This window comes from Bernardetia aquimarina (genome assembly GCF_042180575.1).
Lineage (GTDB): Bacteria > Bacteroidota > Bacteroidia > Cytophagales > Bernardetiaceae > Bernardetia.
The window spans coordinates 198,012-217,032 of record NZ_CP170094.1 but is presented as its reverse complement, the minus strand read 5'-3'; the positions used below and the strand labels follow the sequence as shown (position 1 = coordinate 217,032).

General features: G+C 32.7%; 14 protein-coding genes. 5 read left to right on the top strand and 9 right to left on the bottom strand.

Annotated elements, in window-relative coordinates; all coding sequences use genetic code 11:
* Positions 1-104: 104 nt before the first annotated feature.
* Entirely contained in the window at positions 105-1,169 is a 1,065-nt protein-coding gene (locus ACE193_RS00885) for a M42 family metallopeptidase (RefSeq protein ID WP_375561142.1), read from the bottom strand.
* 163 nt (positions 1,170-1,332) lie between these two features.
* Here ACE193_RS00885 and ACE193_RS00880 point away from each other — a divergent pair, with 163 nt between their 5' ends.
* Positions 1,333-2,652 carry an ABC transporter permease gene (locus ACE193_RS00880; RefSeq protein ID WP_375561141.1) on the top strand — a complete coding sequence of 440 codons (1,320 nt, stop codon included), beginning with the start codon at positions 1,333-1,335 and terminating at the stop codon, positions 2,650-2,652.
* A 52-nt stretch (positions 2,653-2,704) separates the two neighbouring features.
* Here ACE193_RS00880 and ACE193_RS00875 read toward each other — a convergent pair whose 3' ends face one another.
* The gene (locus ACE193_RS00875; protein WP_375561140.1) at positions 2,705-3,052 is read right to left on the bottom strand and encodes a hypothetical protein; all 348 of its coding nucleotides are present in this window, start codon (positions 3,050-3,052) and stop codon (positions 2,705-2,707) included.
* Positions 3,053-3,254: 202 nt separating this feature from the next.
* Between ACE193_RS00875 and ACE193_RS00870 the strand changes: the two genes are divergently transcribed.
* Together ACE193_RS00870 and ACE193_RS00865 are read left to right on the top strand one after the other, a co-directional pair.
* Positions 3,255-4,454, top strand: coding sequence for a hypothetical protein (locus ACE193_RS00870; RefSeq protein ID WP_375561139.1), 1,200 nt, complete (start codon positions 3,255-3,257; stop codon positions 4,452-4,454).
* A 52-nt stretch (positions 4,455-4,506) separates the two neighbouring features.
* The gene (locus ACE193_RS00865) at positions 4,507-6,096 is read left to right on the top strand and encodes a DUF4132 domain-containing protein (protein ID WP_375561138.1); all 1,590 of its coding nucleotides are present in this window, start codon (positions 4,507-4,509) and stop codon (positions 6,094-6,096) included.
* Positions 6,097-6,120: 24 nt separating this feature from the next.
* Here ACE193_RS00865 and ACE193_RS00860 read toward each other — a convergent pair whose 3' ends face one another.
* Positions 6,121-6,639, bottom strand: coding sequence for a hypothetical protein (locus tag ACE193_RS00860; RefSeq protein WP_375561137.1), 519 nt, complete (start codon positions 6,637-6,639; stop codon positions 6,121-6,123).
* 100 nt (positions 6,640-6,739) lie between these two features.
* Between ACE193_RS00860 and rlmF the strand changes: the two genes are divergently transcribed.
* Together rlmF and ACE193_RS00850 are read left to right on the top strand one after the other, a co-directional pair.
* Positions 6,740-7,615 carry a 23S rRNA (adenine(1618)-N(6))-methyltransferase RlmF gene (gene rlmF, locus ACE193_RS00855; RefSeq protein WP_375561136.1) on the top strand — a complete coding sequence of 292 codons (876 nt, stop codon included), beginning with the start codon at positions 6,740-6,742 and terminating at the stop codon, positions 7,613-7,615.
* A gap of 126 nt (positions 7,616-7,741) precedes the next feature.
* Positions 7,742-7,930, top strand: coding sequence for a hypothetical protein (locus ACE193_RS00850; RefSeq protein ID WP_375561135.1), 189 nt, complete (start codon positions 7,742-7,744; stop codon positions 7,928-7,930).
* Positions 7,931-7,972: 42 nt separating this feature from the next.
* On the opposite strand, the gene ACE193_RS00845 is transcribed toward ACE193_RS00850, so the two are convergent.
* From ACE193_RS00845 to ACE193_RS00820, 6 genes are all read right to left on the bottom strand, one after another.
* Positions 7,973-8,209 carry a hypothetical protein gene (locus tag ACE193_RS00845; protein WP_375561134.1) on the bottom strand — a complete coding sequence of 79 codons (237 nt, stop codon included), beginning with the start codon at positions 8,207-8,209 and terminating at the stop codon, positions 7,973-7,975.
* 21 nt (positions 8,210-8,230) lie between these two features.
* Positions 8,231-9,079, bottom strand: a complete 849-nt coding sequence (locus tag ACE193_RS00840) for a class I SAM-dependent methyltransferase (protein WP_375561133.1) — start codon at positions 9,077-9,079, stop codon at positions 8,231-8,233.
* Positions 9,080-9,252: 173 nt separating this feature from the next.
* A complete protein-coding gene (locus ACE193_RS00835) occupies positions 9,253-10,716 on the bottom strand; it encodes an S-layer homology domain-containing protein (protein WP_375561132.1) in 1,464 nt (487 codons plus the stop codon).
* A 124-nt stretch (positions 10,717-10,840) separates the two neighbouring features.
* Positions 10,841-12,388 (bottom strand): S-layer homology domain-containing protein, encoded by a 1,548-nt coding sequence (locus tag ACE193_RS00830; protein WP_375561131.1) that lies wholly within the window; start codon positions 12,386-12,388, stop codon positions 10,841-10,843.
* 220 nt (positions 12,389-12,608) lie between these two features.
* Positions 12,609-15,662 carry an S-layer homology domain-containing protein gene (locus ACE193_RS00825; RefSeq protein ID WP_375561130.1) on the bottom strand — a complete coding sequence of 1,018 codons (3,054 nt, stop codon included), beginning with the start codon at positions 15,660-15,662 and terminating at the stop codon, positions 12,609-12,611.
* 143 nt (positions 15,663-15,805) lie between these two features.
* Positions 15,806-19,009 carry an S-layer homology domain-containing protein gene (locus ACE193_RS00820; RefSeq protein WP_375561129.1) on the bottom strand — a complete coding sequence of 1,068 codons (3,204 nt, stop codon included), beginning with the start codon at positions 19,007-19,009 and terminating at the stop codon, positions 15,806-15,808.
* Between the last annotated feature and the right edge of the window lie 12 nt (positions 19,010-19,021).

Below are 19,021 nucleotides of genomic sequence, written 5' to 3'. Positions count from 1 at the left end.
GTCCTACAAATTAGAAATGGTTTGTAGGACTTTTTTTGTGATTTAGAAAGAAATCGGAATTTTGTATTTATTTCTGACTTCTAAAATCTAACTTCATACTTTATTTATCTGTCCCAGTTGTATTTATCCATTGTTTCCAAGGCAGCCATAAGTAATCTTGTACTTGCCAAAACATCATCTTTATGAACCATTTCGGTTACTTGATGCAAATAACGGGTAGGAATTGAAATTGCTCCAACAATCGAACCTTTTCCACCACGCTGCAAAGAAGCCGTATTTGTTCCACCAGCAGGCAAAACTTCTGCTTGCCATGTCAGGCTTTCTCTATCAGCAGTTGCTTTCAAGAAATCTACCATTCTAGGGTCACAAATTGTTTGAGAATCAATAATTTTTATTCCTGTTCCTTTTCCTAATTGAGTTACTTGTTTTTGAGGCGAAACGCTCGGCATATCATTCGTAACTGTTGTATCCAAACAAATTGCAAAATCGGGGTCAATATTTCTTGTCGCTACCAAAGCACCACGCAAACCAACTTCTTCTTGAACAGAAAAAACAGCATAGACATCATAAGGAGTTGCTTCTAAATTCTTTAATGTTTCTACCAAAATATAAACTGCAATTCGGTTATCTAAAGATTTAGTAGAAATTGTATTTCCTATTTCTACTAAATCTCTTTCTCTTGTGATAGTATCGCCAACAGAAACAAATTTTTCTACTTCTTCTTTTGGTAGTCCCAAATCAACAAAATAGTCATCTAGTTCAGCCGTTTTTTTGCGTTCTTCGGCAGTCATCATGTGAATAGCTTTTGTACCCAAAACTCCTAACATATCTTTTTTTCCGTGAATAATGACACGTTGTGCTGTCAGCGTTTTTGGGTCAAAGCCTCCCAATGGATGGAAACGAACAAAACCTCTATCATCAATATGAGTAACCATAAAAGCAATTTCGTCCATGTGAGCATCCACCATTACTTTTTTGTTTTCAGAAGAATCTGAGTTTAAGCCTTTTTTGAGAGCAATCAAATTTCCCAAATTATCTACACTCATTTCATCAACATAATCTTTTATTTCTTTCTGGATTTGTTCACGAATTCGGTCTTCATAACCAGGTGCGCCTGCTGCATTTGTCAAGCGAGATAATAATTCAATATCTATTTTTTCAATGTTCATTTGATTGGTAATTTGTTATTTATTTTTAATAAAAATTAATTTCCCTCAAAGGTAAAATAATAGGATTTAAAAGTTGTTGTTTGATAGAAATTTTTAACTTTGTTATCATAAATCCTAAAACCCTAAGGGTCTTCAAGACCCTTAGGGTTTAAAACATAAAATCATGAACAAAATCAGAATAATTATAGAAAGAGAATATTTGACTAGAGTTCGTAAAAAGTCATTTATTGTTATGTCACTTTTAGCTCCCTTTTTGGTAATTGCTTTAATGGTAGTTCCTGCTTGGCTGACTTCTTTAGATACAGGACAAAAAGTGATTCAAGTAGTTGATGAAGGTAATTTGTTAGATAGACTAGCAGAAATAGATAATGTAAAACTGGTTTATACTGTTCAAAATAACATTGAAGAAGCAAAAGCAAACCTAAAAGATAAATCTGAAAATTTTGATGGTTTGTTATCGATTCCGAAAGGTGTTACGGCTGAAAATACTGATGGAGTTTTGCTCTTTGCAGATAAAAATATTCCGATTCAGTTGGAGAAAAAAATAGAAAGAGAAATAGCTAAAAAACTAGAAGAACAAAAATTAGTAAAGCTAGGAATGAATCCTATTTTGATAAAAGAAGCCAAGACAAAAGTAAAATTGACAGTAACCCCTCTTTATTCAAAAGAAACTCGTACAGATTCGACAGTAGCTAGTATTGTCGCTTATTTGAGTGCTGTAATGATTTATTTCTTTATTTTCTTGTATGGAGCGCAGGTTATGCGTGGTGTAATGGAGGAAAAAACAAACCGAATTGTAGAAGTTATTATTTCTTCTGTAAAGCCTTTTGAGCTTATGTTGGGCAAAATTATTGGTGTAGCTTGTGTTGCTTTTACACAATTTTTAATTTGGATTGTATTAGGTTTGGTTTTATTTTTTGTAGTTTCTTCTGTGTTTTCCTTAGAAGATAATATGACTCAAGAAGAAGCGCAAGCCATCATTGCTCAATCTGGTGGAATGGCAAATCAATTAGAAACTAATTTAGAAGTTCAGAATATCTTAGAAACCGTCCAAACACTTAATTTTCCTCTTATTATTGGAGCTTTTGGGTTTTATTTTATAATGGGTTATTTGGTCTATGGTGCGCTTTATGGAGCAGTAGGTTCGATTGTAGATAACCAAACAGATACGCAGCAATTTATGCTTCCTATTACTATTCCACTCATTACGGCTATCGGAATTATTGGTTTGGTTGTTAATGACCCAGACGGAACAGTTGCTTTTTGGGCTTCGATGTTTCCTCTTACTTCGCCTATTATTATGATGGTTAGGATTCCTTTTGAACCACCTCTTTGGGAAGTTGCTTTATCAATGACTATTTTATTCTTGACTTTCTTAGGGACAACTTGGATAGTAGGACGTATTTATAGAATTGGAATTTTGATGTATGGCAAAAAACCAACTTACAGAGAAGTTTCTAAATGGCTTTTTTATAAGGCGTAGAGATAAAGTAAGAAGTTAGATGTATGAAGTCAGAAGTAATGAAACAGGTTTTCTACTCTTTGACTTCATATTTTTCTAAAATAAAATCAATTACTTTAATCATCGTTTCAAAAAAATATGGTGAGGGAATTCTGTTATTTTTCTCTTCGTTTTTTAGTACATCTCTATCTAAACCTCGTTTTTGATAACTGATTTGTAGATGGCACAAATCTTTACAAACAACTTTATTAGTCTGTTTTATATATGAATTAGCTAGTTTATTAAATTTATCTAACTCATCATACACAAAATCATGATTACTTTCTGTAAAAATCTGATTATCAAACTTAAAAGCAATTTTTCTTAATTCTTCTAGTTTTTCTCGTTTTATTTTTGGTTTGAAGATTTTTCTGAGGAACATAGTTTGAGGTATTAAAAGTAGTACGTTGTTTTGAAACCCTTCTTAAGAGTCATTAAAATAACACTTTTAAGACTATTTGCCAAATTTTATATTTTCCTATAACTATTAAACTGACCTAATAGTAATTAAATTAGAGCATTTTTATAAAAAATAAAAATTGTAAATTTGTTCTTTCAGATTTGATAAAACATAATTTCATAAAATGAATTTCATAGAAGTACAAACCAAAGAAAATAAAAAGGAATTTAATGATTTTGCAGCTCGTCTGTATAAAGATAATCCCTACTGGATTCGTCCTTTAAATAAAGATATAGAAATTGTATTTGATGAAACTCAAAATCCACTCTTTAATCATAACGAAAAAGGAATAAAAGCAGAAGCAATTCGTTGGCTTTTGCAAGATAATAATGGCGAAACGGTAGGACGAATCGCTGCTTTTATCAATCCCAAAATTGTTCTTAAAGATAATAATCAACCCACAGGAGGAGCAGGTTTTTTTGAATGTATAAAAGATGAAAAGGTAGCTTTTATGTTGTTTGACAAAGCTAAAAAATGGCTTTCAGAGCGTGGAATGGAAGCTATGGATGCACCTATCAATTTTGGAGAACGCAATCAATGGTGGGGCGTTTTGATTGATGGATTTGACAAACCTCCCAATTATCAAATGGGTTATCACTTCGAATATTACAAAGATTTTTTTGAGAAATGGGGTTTTCAAGAATATTTTCAGCAGTTTACGTATGGACGTGAAATGTACGATGTTTCGGATAGATTAAAGAAAATTGCTGACCGAGTAATGGCACGAGAAGGCTATTCTTTTTCTCATATCAATAAGGCAACTATTGACAAACACGCAGAAGATTTTAGAGAGGTTTATAATGCAAGTTGGGGAAATCATGAAGGTGTAGCCAAACTAACAGTAGAAGATTCGAAGGCTCTTTTGAAACAAATGAAGCCTATTTTGGAAGAAAATCTAGTGTGGTTTGCTTATTTTGAAGGAAAAGCAATCGGTTTTTATGTAATGCTTCCCGAACTCAATCAGCTTTTCAAACACTTAAACGGAAAGTTTGGAATTTGGCAAAAACTACAATTTATGTGGCACAAAATGCAAAAGAAAAATAAAACAGTCTTTGGGGTAATATTTGGAGTTGCACCCGAATTTCAGCGAAAAGGAGTGGAGTTAGGAATGGTTGTCGCCTATCAAGAAGAAAGAAAAAAATATCTAAATAAAATCCCTCCGTATCAATATGATTATATAGAATTTAATTGGATTGGAGATTTTAATACAGGAATGGTCAAACTTTGTGAGAGTTTGGAAGCTGAAAAAGTAAAACGACACGCTACTTATCGTTATCTTTTTGATAGAACACAACCTTTTGAGAGAATGAAAGAGATAAAATAAATTAGAATAACTGGTTACTAATTACTGGTAACTGCTAACTAACAGACCAAAAATGCTAAATAAAGAAGATGTTTGGGGAAATAGTGTAACTGAATTTTTTGATTATGCAGACGAAAAAGAACAATTACTTTGGTCGTATTTGTTCGAAAAAATAATTGAGGTTACACCACGAAGTTATAAAAAGCAGATTTTACCTATTATAGAAAAGATAGGCGAAAAACCATTTCGCAAAACACTTCATGATTGGTTAGAACTTGTCATTCTGACAAAACCCAAAACAGCTTTTTATGAAGATGAGTCTGGATTAGAACACGAACGAAATTATGTATTAGAATATCCAAACGAAACTATTTTTGCTCGTCTTATTCGTGCTTTGCCTTTTGTAGCAGACCAAAATTCTATTGATTTACTTTCTGAGCTTGCTATCGCAACAGGTAAAAATAGAACAACTAAAACCGATAGAATCACAGGAATTGCCTCTTACAAACTTTCTGAACAAGCCATTTATGCTTTGGCTGATATAGAAATGGGTACTCAAAAAGTTAGTCCTATTTCGGCACTTCTTTCTGTACAAATTCAGTTGCAATCACTTTCTTTAAAGAAATTAATAGAAAAAAAACTCACTCAAATTGCAAAAAAACAAAATGTAGAAGTTATTGAACTTTTAGAAAATCATTTGCCTGATTATGGATTAGAAAATGGCTTTTTGGAAGGCGAAATTCATTCAAAAATAAATACTGAAAAAATCTATGCTTATCATATTCAAGTGATAGAAAATAAAGTAAAACTAACTTGGTTTGATGCAAATGGAAAACAATTAAAAACCATCCCTGCAGCTCTAAAAAAAGAATTTCCTCATAAAATAGAAAAGCTAAAAAGCACAGCCAACGAAGCCCAAAAAACACTTACTCTACAAAGAGAACGTTTAGAAAAAACATATTTGACACAAAAAACATTTACATATTCACATTGGAAAAATGCCTACATTAATCACGGACTTTTGGGAGTGATTGTAGAAAATTTGATTTGGCAAGTAGAAATAGATACAGAAAAAAGTAAAAAGTGGAAAACCGTTTGGTCTTCTTTTGGGCGTTTGGTAGATGCTGAAAAAAATCCTGTTGAAGTTGATGATAATACTTCAATTCGTCTTTTGCATCCTGTTTTATTAAGTGAAGAGGAATTAGAGTATTGGCAAGAATTTATTAAACAAAAAGACATCAAACAGCCTTTTCAACAGGTTTTTAGAACTATTTTTGAAAGAATAGAAAAGAAGGAAATAGAAGAAAGTAATCGTTTTGAAGGAGTAATTTTGAGTCAGAAAAAACTTCGCATGTTTGCCAAAATACAAGGCTGGAATTATAAATGGCTTACTTATCCAAAAGCAAATCGTAGCTTTGTTACCTTTCAATTTGATTATAAATTAACTAATTCAGAAACAGAAAAACCTCAAAAACCAATAAAACTAGAGGTAGAATTTTGGGTAGAAGCCCTGCCCAGTCAGCCACAGAATGTAAAAACGAGTGTTGTTCGTCTGCACAAAAAGGCACAACCACTTTCTTTTCAGATTTTGGATAAAATTACTTTTTCAGAGATTTTTAGAGCTATTGAGAAGATTGTACATGTTTCTTCTTTAGATTCTTAATTTATGTTTCAAAATAATATCCTTTTATTCTGATTTATCTCTTTCTTTTTCTAAATATTCTGCATATACTTTCAATAATCCTTCATAATCTGATGTTTTTACAGAAGGCTCATAATGAAGTCCTGTATTTAAGTCTTCTATAAATAATTGATAGGTATCATCTCCATAATTTGGACTAAACTGACCAGTACGACCATTTTTACTCGGAAAGAAAACTTTGTAATGTAAAATATACCTATAAGACATATTTTCAAATTTGTTAAATTCATTATATGATTCTATTATTTCATACTTTCCTTTATAATATAGAGGTATAACTGTATTTATTTGCCGTTTGCTTTCTCTTATAACTTTCGTTTTCGTCTCTACCTCTTCTAAATTTGATTCTACCAAAAAGACAAGTACAGTAGGAGCATTTCCAAAAGTGGGGGGAATTTTTTTACTTTCTTTTGTATAATCACTTGGTTTTATAGAGCTACCACCTACACAGCAAAAACAAATAAAAGGAATTAGTAAAACAATGAAGAGATAATATTTTTTCATAATTGTTATAATTAATTTTGTACCTTAGATTATAGATTATTCAAAAGTAGTAAAAATAATTGTTGTTTCTATCCTTAAAAATCTAAATCTATAAAATAACTTGCACCCAAAAAATATACATAATTCATTTTATAATTTTAAAGAACTTGTCAAAAGCAATCCAACTTTAAAAGAATTTGTGTTTATAAACCAACACAAAATAGAAACGATTGATTTTGCTAATGAAAAAGCAGTCTTAGAATTGAATAAATCACTTTTAGTGCATCATCACGATGTGCAAAACTGGAGTATTCCAAGTGGTTATTTGTGTCCTCCTATTCCTAGCCGAGCTGATTATTTGTATTATTTAAAGGATTTATTCAAAAAAGAACAACCTAAAGCAATAAAAGGACTTGATATTGGGGTTGGTGCAAACTGTATTTACCCAATTTTGGCTAGTCAATTATTTGATTGGAAAATGGTAGGTGCAGATATTGACAAAATGGCTATTGAATCAGCTAGAAAAAATATAGAAACTTCTCAAAAATTAAAAGAAAATATAGAAATTCGTTATCAAGAATCGAATGCAAATATTTTTAAAGGAATTATTAAAGAAGATGAATATTTTGATTTTACTATCTGCAATCCTCCTTTTCATGCATCAGAAAAAGAGGCTTACTCAGCAGCTTCACGTAAAGTAAAAAACTTGAAAAACGATACAGAAATAGATAAAAACACACTAAAACTAAATTTTGGAGGTCAAGCTAACGAACTTTGGTGCAATGGTGGAGAAGCTCTTTTTATAAAACGAATGATAAAACAAAGTGTAGAGTTCAGAGGTCAAGTAAATTGGTTTACGACACTTGTTTCGAAAGGTGGAAATCTAAAAGCAATCTATAAACAATTAGACAAACTCAAAACAGAATATAGAACGATAAATATGGAACAGGGAAACAAAAAAACTAGATTTGTAGCTTGGCGATTTCCCAACTTATAGAGATGAGAAATTATATTTTAAAAAAATTGAATAATATAAAGAATAATTTGTAACTAAATACACTCTTCAAACGTATGAATAATTAAAGACAAATTTTAATTTTTTACAGAATAAATCCCTTGCATTATGAAACGTCCAAATAAAAATTATATTCTACTTGTTGTTTTTGGTGTTTTACTTATGAGTTTGAGTTTTATTTTTCAGCATTATACTCATTTACCTGATATCGTTGACGGAATTTTGAAAGGTACAAGTATTGGATTATTGCTTTTAGGAATTGTATTTTTATCAAAAAAACACATTGAACAAGCCTAGTTTTATGAAACAGCAAAAAATAACAAAAATCAAAAAGCCTATTCAATTATGAAAAATGAATAGGCTTTTTTCATGCTCCCATTCCATCTCTAAATATAATTGATAGGCTAATAAAAAAAGAAATATACTCAAAACAAGAGTTGTTATAATCGTTTTTATTAATATAGCTACAAATATTTTTTCTTTTCTGTATTTCCAAACTACGTAAAATACACTAGAAATAGGAATGATAGGAATACTAAACCAAAGAATTTGACCAATTATATCTAAAAAATCCATTGAGATAAAATTTATAAAAAATTACTTCTCTGCCACAATCACAATATTCCAAGCTAAACGATTTATCAATGGAATTTTTAATAACACATTATCCAAAGCTGAAAGAGGTTTGAACCACCAGCCAATCGTTTTTTCATTTTCTTTATAAATGCGCTTCCAATAACGAACTTTATTTGGATTGTATCTTTTTATAAAATAATAATACAAAAACAAAACAAGCGTAGAAAGCCAAAATTCTTTGTGATGAACATTCGAAAAAGTAGCTTTATATTTTTTCAAAATATCAAAACCCAAAGGCATTTCATCAATCGTTCTGACATCCATTGCCATTTTACGATAAACATTAATGACAGGATTGTATTTTATTGGGTCCCATGTGTAGAGTTTTCCTCCTTTTCTCAAAAACTGATGGATATTTTCTAACCAAATTGTATGTTCTGTTTCTGGAACGTGGTGCATTAGATTTGCACAATAAACAATATCAAAATAATCTTTTTCAAAAACCATTTTTTCGGCTGGAGAAATAACTACATTGATTTTTACATTATATCTTGCAGCTAATTCTTTAGCAAGTTCGCCCATTTGTGGAGAAATATCTGTGTAGGTAACTTCTGCGCCTTGCATAGCAAAATACACTGAGCTTTCGCCCAAACCTGCACCCACATCAAGTATTTTTTTTCCTTGAAGGTTTCCCATTTGCTCAACCATATACCGATTTTCGATGGCACAAAGTCCTTCAAAAAGTGCTACCACGTCTATTTCTGCAAGGTCTTCGGAGGTTGCCCAGTCGTCATGAAAGTCTGCTTCTCTTTTGTGGAGGTCTTCATGTTTTTTTTCTTTGCCTTCTAATTCTGTATTGCTAATTGCCATAAAACAGCTTTTTCTTTACGAATAAATAAATATTCAAATTGCTAATTGAAATTTTATGCAAAAATACGGAATTATAACGAAAGAGTAGTATTTATAAAAAAATCCTTCCATTCTATATAAAAAAAATAGAATTAAAGGATTTTTCATTAGCAATTAATAACAGCTTTTAATTATTATCTACCAATTCTTTGTCTAAATAAAGCAAGGCTAGTCAAATCTTTGCCAATTCCGATACGTGGAATAGAATAGGCTGCTGGTGCATTTTTATAACCAAAAAAGTTGACTGCAAACGCTATTTTGAAATAACTAGGAGCTTGTCGTGTTACCTCTTCACTATATGACCCAAATGGATAGGCTAAATAATCACACGTTTTGTTTAGTTCTCTTTCTAGGGCAGTCTTTGAATTAGCAAGTTCGTTGGTTACTTGTGTAGGAGTCATGTTTTCTAAATAACCATGATTTACGGTATGAGATTCTACTTCGAAAAGTGAGTTTGCTTCAATGTTACGCAATTGATTCCAACTCATCTTCGGATGTGAACCAGATGCAACTCCCACAAAACCTGTATGAACAAAAAAAGCTGCTTTAAAATTATGTTGTTGTAAAATAGGTAGTGCATTATTGTAATTTCCCACATACCCATCATCAAAAGTAAGTAAAACGCTTTTTTGAGGAACAACAGCATGATTTGTAACTACCTCATAAAATTCATCTAAAGAAAGTGTACGGTATCCTTGAGATTTGAAGAAATTCATTTGTTCGACAAAGTTAGAGGTACTTACATCACTACCATAGACAGGATTTGCCAAAATTTCGTGATACATTACTACCAAAGGCATTTTATCATAAGTAATTAAATAAGGATTTTTGTAATCTGTCGCCTTATTTTGTTTGACTAAAGCACGATAAAATACGACAGAAACTTCTCCACGAGTAGTATTTTGGTTAGCTCTAAAATTACGCTTGTTGGGGTAGTTAACTACCAAATTATTGATTGTAGCATTTGCTATGGAAGGTTTAGCCCATGTTGGTATTTGAGAAGCATCATCATAATAAGAAGATAAACGAGATATATCTCCACCTGTTAGGTTTAATCCATTTGAAATTGCTACTAAAGATTGTGTGCGAGTAAGGTTTGCATTAGGTTGAAATGTTCCATCATTAAATCCTGAAAGAAAACCACCACGATAGGCTTTCTGAATTGCATTATAAGCCCAATGTGTTGTAGGAACATCACGAAATTCGATGGCAGGACGTATAGGAACAGGCTTTAAAATACTTGAAATAAAAGCTGCAAACTCTGCTCTTGTTAGAGAATTATTTGGCTTAAAGGTGCCGTCAGGATAACCTGAGGCATAATTATTAGAGATAAGATAATCTATCTCAAAATTTGCCCAATGTCCACTAATATCAGAAACAGAAAATATTTGTTGAGGAGAGCCTAAATTTGAAGAGGAAGAACTTGTTTTTTTGTAGGAGTTGGGAGAAACTTCTGTACAATCGTGATGAGAGGCATTCTCCATGACCTCTTGATGTATAATTTGCCCTTCATCTACACAAGCAGAGAGAGAAAATATAAAAAACATCAAACATAATTTGATGCGTATTTTACTTGATTTATAATTAAATTTTAACATTTTATTAATTAGGTCTAAAAAAAAAATCGTTTAAAAAAAACAACCTTTTGTATTTATAATCCAGTAGCCAAACTATCAGCAATTATGGACTTCGTACAAAAGGTTGTAGTATATTATCTATGGTTTAGTTAGTAGAATAAACTCTGTGCATCCAAAGTAAGCCATCAGGCGAGAAAGCTGCACGAATAGCACTTTTTCTATATCTAGTAGCTTTTCCTATAGTCTGACCACGAGTATATCCAGAACTATAAGCTACTTGATCCCATTTTCCATACGGGTCATGAACATAATAATAATCAGCATCATGCCCTAAAAACACTAAAACATGTCCAAAACTTGTAGTATATCCATGAGCAATAACAGGCTTTCCTTGGTCTAATAAAGCTTCCATTTGAGCTAATGTACCATTCTGTTTGCCTTCTACTCGTACATTCAAACCAAAATATTGTGCTTCAGAATTGAATACAGCTTGTAAACCAGACACAGTTTGCGCTCCATCTTTTCCATATTCTCTAGTTATTTCATCAGGAGTAGTGCTTCCACCATAATAATTAATTACCATAGCAATAGAAGTATTCTGACAAGAAGTACCAGGATACAACGCATTATTACGTTGATAGAAATAAGGTACATTTTGAATAAAAGGACTAGCTTGACGCACATCAATAGTTTGATTACGTGCTTTTACCAAAGTAGAACCATTATACCCTTCCACACGAAGCACACGAGCTATAGCAGCATTATTGATAGTAGCTGTAAAAGAATACGAACCATTACTCGGAGTAGTCCCTAATGGGTATCCATCTATAAAGAATTTAAGAGAAGTAATTCCTGTAGTTGTACCTGAAAATGTAACTGGACTTCCAGCATCTACAGGACTTGGATAATTCAATGAAAAATCTCCTGTTATGGGTGTTGTACTAGGATTTACTAAATACTGATTTGTATAAGAAAGATTACCATTTACTCTCTTCATGGCACAGTACATCAATGCAGTTGCATCGGAGCGTGTAGCATTTTGAAGTGGTTTGAATTGAGTTTTGGTAGGATAATTTAATACTAATCTATTTGTTAGTGCATTTGCTATACTTGGTCTTGCCCAAGTTGCAATATCAGCATGGTCTGTAAAAAAACTTGATAAATTGTTTACATTTCCTCCCGAAACAGCCAATCCATTTGCAATAGAAATAACAATTTGAAGTTTATTGATTTTTTGATCTGGCATAAATGTTCCGTCAGGATAACCAGATAAAAAACCAGCTTTTGCAGCTTTTAGAATATTGTCTTTTGCCCAGTGTGTACCAATATCTGAAAACGAAATGTTTGAATTTTCAGGTTTTGGATCTGGATTAAGACAACTAACAATCATGGTAGCAAATTCGGCACGACTTACTGGATTATTTGGCTTAAATGTCCCATCAGGAAATCCTGACATATAGCCATTTGAAGTCATATAATTAATTTCCGTTTCTGCCCAGTTTCCTGCTACATCAGGCATAATTGTCATTACTTGGTCTGAGGAATTTTGACCTGCTTTGCTTTTTTTAGAATTTGAGTTTTGTTCGTTTGTAGTCTGTACTTCTGAAATTTGTTCAGATAATATCTCATCTTGGCTACAACCACCAAATAATAATAAGATAATACCAATAATAACTAAATTAAGTGTTTTCATGAAAATTTTTTTTTAAATGTAATTAAATAGGGGATTTATATAGGGCAAACGCACGAAATTTTATTTTTTAAGAATTGGTTCAAGCGAGGACGCTTAAACCAGTTTTTGTCTAATTCAAGCATCCTCGCTTGAATTTTAAAACTAAAAAAAAATAGGTCAAAAGAGTATAAAATTACACATTTTATTTTCGTGCGTTTGCCTTGGGATTTATATTAAAAAATTAATTTTTAATAAATCTAACAGTTTGAGTTTTGGTAGTAGAAATAATGCGTAAAATATATGTTCCTGTTTGAAGGTTGAGCTTTGATAAATCAAATTCTTCTTGAAACATTCCTTCTTTGCTATCTTTATTGAATAATACTGAAATTTCTTCTCCTAAAACATTATACAATCGTATCTCAAGAGGAGTAGATTCTTCTAATAAGAATTTCAACTTCAAGTTATTACCATCTAATGGATTTGGATATAAAACTAGATTTTGTAGTGATTTATCTTCTGACTTTGCAGCCACTTTAGAAGTAGGATTTGCAGGAACAACAATGTACGTATTGAATAATTCTGGCGCACGATTTAGATAACGCAAGGCTTGATACATCACTACGGTAGCATTTGCTCTTGTACTATTATCATTTGGTTTGTAATAGTTTTTATTTGGGTGATTAGCCACAAAACGATTAGAAATACCATTTGTAACCGAAGGAGCAGCCCATGAAGGAACATCATTTTTATCTGTAAATAGATTTAATAATGTGCTTGTTCCCCCTGTTAAGCCTAATCCATTTGAAATAGATAAAGTTACTTGCATTCTAGTAATTGGGTCATTTGGTCTAAATGTTCCATCAGTATAACCACTCAAATACCCAGCACGAGCAGCTTTCAAAATATTTGCTTCTGCCCAATGTCCACTAATATCACTAAAACTACGACTAGCCACAGCAGGGTCACTTGAAATAGAAGGGTTAATAATAGCAGCTATCATCGTTGCAAACTCGGCACGACTTGTACTATTATTCGGACGAAAGGTATTATCACTATATCCAGACATAAAACCATTATCCAACATATAACGAATTTCATTTTCTGCCCAGTTTCCTGTAATATCTGTTATAGCTGGTGCGCCAATAGTAACATTTGCATTTGCTACACTAGAAAAGTTTCCTGCTGCATCTCTTACAATAGATTTTACTTGTCCTGTGGCTGTACGCAAATCTTTAGCATTTGTGTTTCCAACCGTTACCGTAACACCTGTACTTCTACCTTTATACACTTTCAAATCATCAAATTCTACATTTGCTTGATTAGTACGAAGTGAAATATAATTTCCAGAAGTAAGAGGACTAGAATCTGTCCATTGAGTAAGTAAAGCATCATTTCTAAATACTTCTATTTTTCCTGTGGTAGTAGAATAAGCTACCTTATAATCTGCCCAACTTGTACCTGTGGTAAGAGAGGCACTTGCTCTTGTATAAAGTACATTATTTACGGTTTCAAGGATATTTACAGTTCCACCATCACCTGAAAACCAAACTAGATAAGAATTTCCTCGTTGAGAATCCGTTTGAGAGCTTGCCATAATATGAATTCCAAAACGACGATTTCCAGTTGTACTATTTAATTTTGCTGCAAAATTATACAAATAACTTTGTCCATTTGTTTGAGATAAAAATGTAGATAAAGATGTATTTGTATTACTGGTATTTGATTGTTGTAAACGTCCAGAAGAATTAGCAGACCAACTTCCTGCTCCTACATTATAATCAGAATGAAGTGAACCTGTAGAAAAATTATCATTATAAAATCCATTGCCACGATTAGCACGAGTTTCAGAAGCATAATTTTCTAATACTTGATAAAAACGACCTGTTACACTTACATTATCAGCATCGGTAAAACTTGCTGTAAAATCACTTGTTGCACTACTTGAGGCTGTAATGCTTGTAGTTGGATCTACTGTGTCTGATGGAGTTGGTACTCCAGTTCCTGCTGTATATTTATAGCCTTGACGAGGTTGTCCTACATCTGTAAACGTTCCTATAGTAGAAGAATTTCCACCTGCTGCACGCCATTCAAAATGCAAATGGTCACCTGAAGACTGTCCTGTTGTTCCTTCAAGCCCTAATACAGTTCCTTGACTCACACTCTGTCCTGAACTAGTCAAAACTTGTTTCATGTGTGCATAATAAGTACGAGTTCCATCAGAATGTTGAACAATTACTAAATTTCCATAGCCACAACCACAATTACCTGCTGAAGTTACTGTTCCTGCTGCTGCTGCTCTTAGATTTTGATCTGCATTATCAGGAGTGTCAAAATCAACGGCTGCATATCCATGCTGTCCAATTCCATCATAAATAGAAGTTCTTGAGCCTGTTGGATTATGAAAACCACTCGGTGCAGGAGTGCCATGGCGAGAAACATAATAAGCTCTTCCCGAATCCCACGGTAAGAAGTAATCAATGTTAGAAGAAACTCGGTGTTCTTCTTTTTTATCATTTGGAGAAATTTTATGCACTTTTACGTCCTTATCTCCTTTTTCTTTAATCCAGCCAGCCAATTGCAAAGGAACACCTTCTTTTTTATACGTCGATTTTTCTTTTGCTTCTTCGATATTATAAACTCTAATCTCATCGGCATAACCGTGTAATAAATCCCTTTCGGCTTCATTACTGTTGAGATATAAAAAATAATTTCGGTCAGGAGAAAGCATTGGAGTAGTAAAATAATCTTTCGAAATAGATAATTTACTCATTTGATTTGTTTTCAAATCGTATTTCCAAACGCCTTCGTGGTCAAAATCAGTATCAAATTTTAGCATTTCTAAATAAAATGCAGATTTATCAGCACTCCAAGCTATTGGTTTGAAAGAATAATTTTCTTTAGGAGTGGTTTTTTGATTCATCAAAAGTGTTTTTTGATGGGTATCTGCATCATAAAGCCAAATCGAAAACTCTGTTCCTATTTCAGTACGTTCCATATAAATCCACGTATTCGAATAAGGAGATTTTAGTCCTTGAAAAAACACCCAATCTTTTGGAATAGAAAGCTCTGCCGAAATATCTTTTGGAAATAAAGCAATTTTATCAATTTTGACAAAATCATCTTGTTCGTATCTAAGATTTTCGCCTATATTTTTAGTACTATGTTTTTTAAGATTAGTATTCATCAAATCATTTCCATTATAGAAAGCAATTTGAGCATCTTGTGCAAGAACATTTCCTGCTAAGGTTATTCCAACACCTAAAATAAGGTTTTGAAAAATTTTTGAAAGTTTCATATATATAAAAGTTTTTTTTATTAAAAAGGGAAGAATAAAGTAAGAAATCAATCTCTCAACCTAAAGAGGAGTTAAGACAAAAAATAAATTGATTTCTTACTTTATTTTATATTTCATACTCTCTAAAGAGCATATTGTAAATTTTATAGTTTTACTAAACGCAATGTTTGAGTTCCTTCTTTAGAAGAAATTCTGATAATATACGTTCCTGCTTTTAAGCGAAGATTAGAGAGTTCAAACTCTTCTTTATGTGTTCCTGCTTCTCTATTTCCTTGATAAAGAATAGAAACTTCTTCTCCCAAAATGCTGTACAAACGAATACTTACATCAGAAGACTCTTTCAAAGAATAAGAAACATTCAAATGAGAGTTTTCTACTGGATTTGGAAACAAACTCATTCCTTCTATTGGGTTTGTGTGTGATTGCATAGCCATTATTTTAGAAGCTGGGTTTGCAGGAACAACAATATATGTATTGAATAATTCTGGCGCACGGTTTAGATAACGCAAGGCTTGATACATCACTACAGTAGCATTTGCTCTTGTACTAATTTCATTAGAACGGTAGAGGTTTTTATTTGAATGATTCGCTACAAAACGATTTGCAGTAGCATTGCTGACCGAAGATTGCGCCCAAGTAGGAATATCATTTTTATCTGTAAATAAATTTAATAGAGAAGCTACCCCTCCACTAAGTCCTAGTCCATTTGAAACAGTAATGGTTACTTCAACTCTTTTGATACCATTATTTGGTTTGAAAGAACCATCTAAATATCCACCCATATAACCTGCTCTAGCAGCTTGCAGTATATTTTGTTCTGCCCAGTGTCCTGAAATGTCATTAAAGGTACGACTGGCAACGGCTGGGTCACTAGAAGGAGCAGGGTCAATAATAACAGCTATCATAGTTGCAAATTCGGCACGACTTATATTGTTATTTGGACGGAATGTATTATCACTATACCCTGATAAAAATCCATTCTCTAACATATAACGAATTTCGTTTTCTGCCCAGTTTCCTGTAATATCTGTTATAACAGGCGCACCAATGGTAACATTTGCATTTGCTACACTAGAAAAGTTTCCTGCTGCATCTCTTACAATAGATTTTACTTGTCCTGTGGCTGCTAGATTAGTACGCAAATCTTTAGCATTTGTGTTTCCAACAGTTACGGTAACGCCTGTACTTCTTCCTTTATACACTTTCAAATCATCAAATTCTACATTTGCTTCGTTGGTACGAAGAGAAATATAATTTCCAGAAGTAAGAGGGCTAGAATCTGTCCATTGAGTAAGTAAAGCATCATTTCTAAATACTTCAATTTTTCCAGTTGTAGTAGAATAAGCCACTTTATAATCTGCCCAACTTGTACCAGTTGTAAGTGAAGCACTTGCTCTTGTATAAAGTACATTATTTACGGTTTCAAGGATATTTACAGTTCCACCATCGCCTGAAAACCAAACTAAATAAGAATTTCCTCGTTGAGAATCAGTTTGAGAACTTGCCATAATATGAATTCCAAAACGACGATTTCCAGTTGTACTATTTAATTTTGCTGCAAAATTATACAAATAACTTTGTCCGTTTGTTTGAGATAAAAATGTAGATAAAGACGTATTTGTACTGCTGGTATTTGATTGAACCAAACGACCAGAAGAATTAGCAGACCAACTTCCTGCTCCTACATTGTAATCAGAATGAAGAGAACCAGTCGAAAAATTATCATTATAAAAACCGTTGCCACGATTAGCACGAGTTTCGGAAGCATAATTTTCTAATATTTGATAAAAACGACCTGTTACAGACACATTATCAGCATCTGTAAAAGTAGCTGTAAAATCGTTTGTTGCACTGCTTGGGGCTGCAATATTTGTCGTTGGATCTACGGTATCACTTGGTGTACTGCTGCCACTTCTTTCGATTCCCCCTAGATTGTAATAATGGTCAAGAATCCAGCCGTAGGTTTTGTTTTGCTGACTTGCCCAACGTTGAGAACCCCATTGAGAAAGACCTCTTCCGTGTCCGAATGAGGCATTACCAGCATTGATAGCATCAGAAATACAGGGCCAACCTTGATACGTATTTGTCGAACAAGAAACACCATTAAAACCTGTACCACCTGTACCTGCGAAACCGTCTCCACAACCAGAATTATTATTTTCTGCTGAATATTCTGTAAAAGCAATTTTGGTATTATCACACTCACGAACAAGCACTTCGCCTGCTGTAAATTGTGCTGCTGCACGACAACGTGTTGTAGTTCCAGATACCCATACTTGACGACAAGTTGTATTACTGATATCGTAATTTGATCTAATTGGATTCAAAACGTGGTTTGCTCCATAACTGCGATAAGCTACTGCACCAGAACGCAATGAATTGTCGCTCCAACTCGGAATCCACTCATTATCAATGCCTTGCTCAACATAAGCTTCTAAACTCATAACTGTAACACTTGAACAAGAATTACATGCACAATTCAAGCCCACACGAATACTTGATGGAACTACAAGAGCTTCTACTCTTGAAACTTCTTCTGTCGTAGCAGGATTAGATTTGTGATTGTGGTTGTCGTTAAGACGAATGTTGTTACTTGCATTGTCTTCTTCTCTTGTTTTGTCAAAAAAACCGTGAGAAAACGTTTCTGTTTCGATATTTTTTGCACTACTTTGTTTCATTTCTGAACTTGAAGCAGTCATAGCAATTTTGAGTGAATAATCTTCAGCCAAAACTCTGAAATCTTTGAGTAAATGAGTTGTAAATCCTTTTTTAGAAAAAGAAATTTGAATTTTTTGATGATTATTTAATAATCCTTCTATTGTTTGAATAGCCTCAACATCAAAAGGAATAGACAACTGATAAAAACCATTCTTATCTGTATAAGCAGTAGCATTTAAAGCTGTTACTTTTACATTTGCGACAGGAAATCCAGTTTCTTTGTCACTCACAAACCCTGAAATAACTGACGTTTTCTCTTGTTTTCTTAGTTTTTGTAGAGAAAAATTTGTTTTAGGTAAAAGTGGGTCTAACTGAATTTCCATTTTCAAACCTTCTTCTAAAGAAGCTAATTGATAATAGGTTTCGATAGGATTATATCCTTCTGCAGTAACTCTAATTACTTGTTTTTGCGTATTTTTTTGAATTAATACTTTTCCTTTTTTATTAGAAGTCATTAAATCTTTCGAAGATATGATTTCTATTTTAGCATTCGGAATGCTAAAACCTGTTTGTTGGTCAGTTACTCGTATTTCTACAAACTCTTTTTGCGTATTTTGAGCGAGAAGTTGAGTAAAAGATGAATAGGAAAATGCACAAAGCATTCCCATTAGTATAATTAATCGGTTCATTATAATTGTATT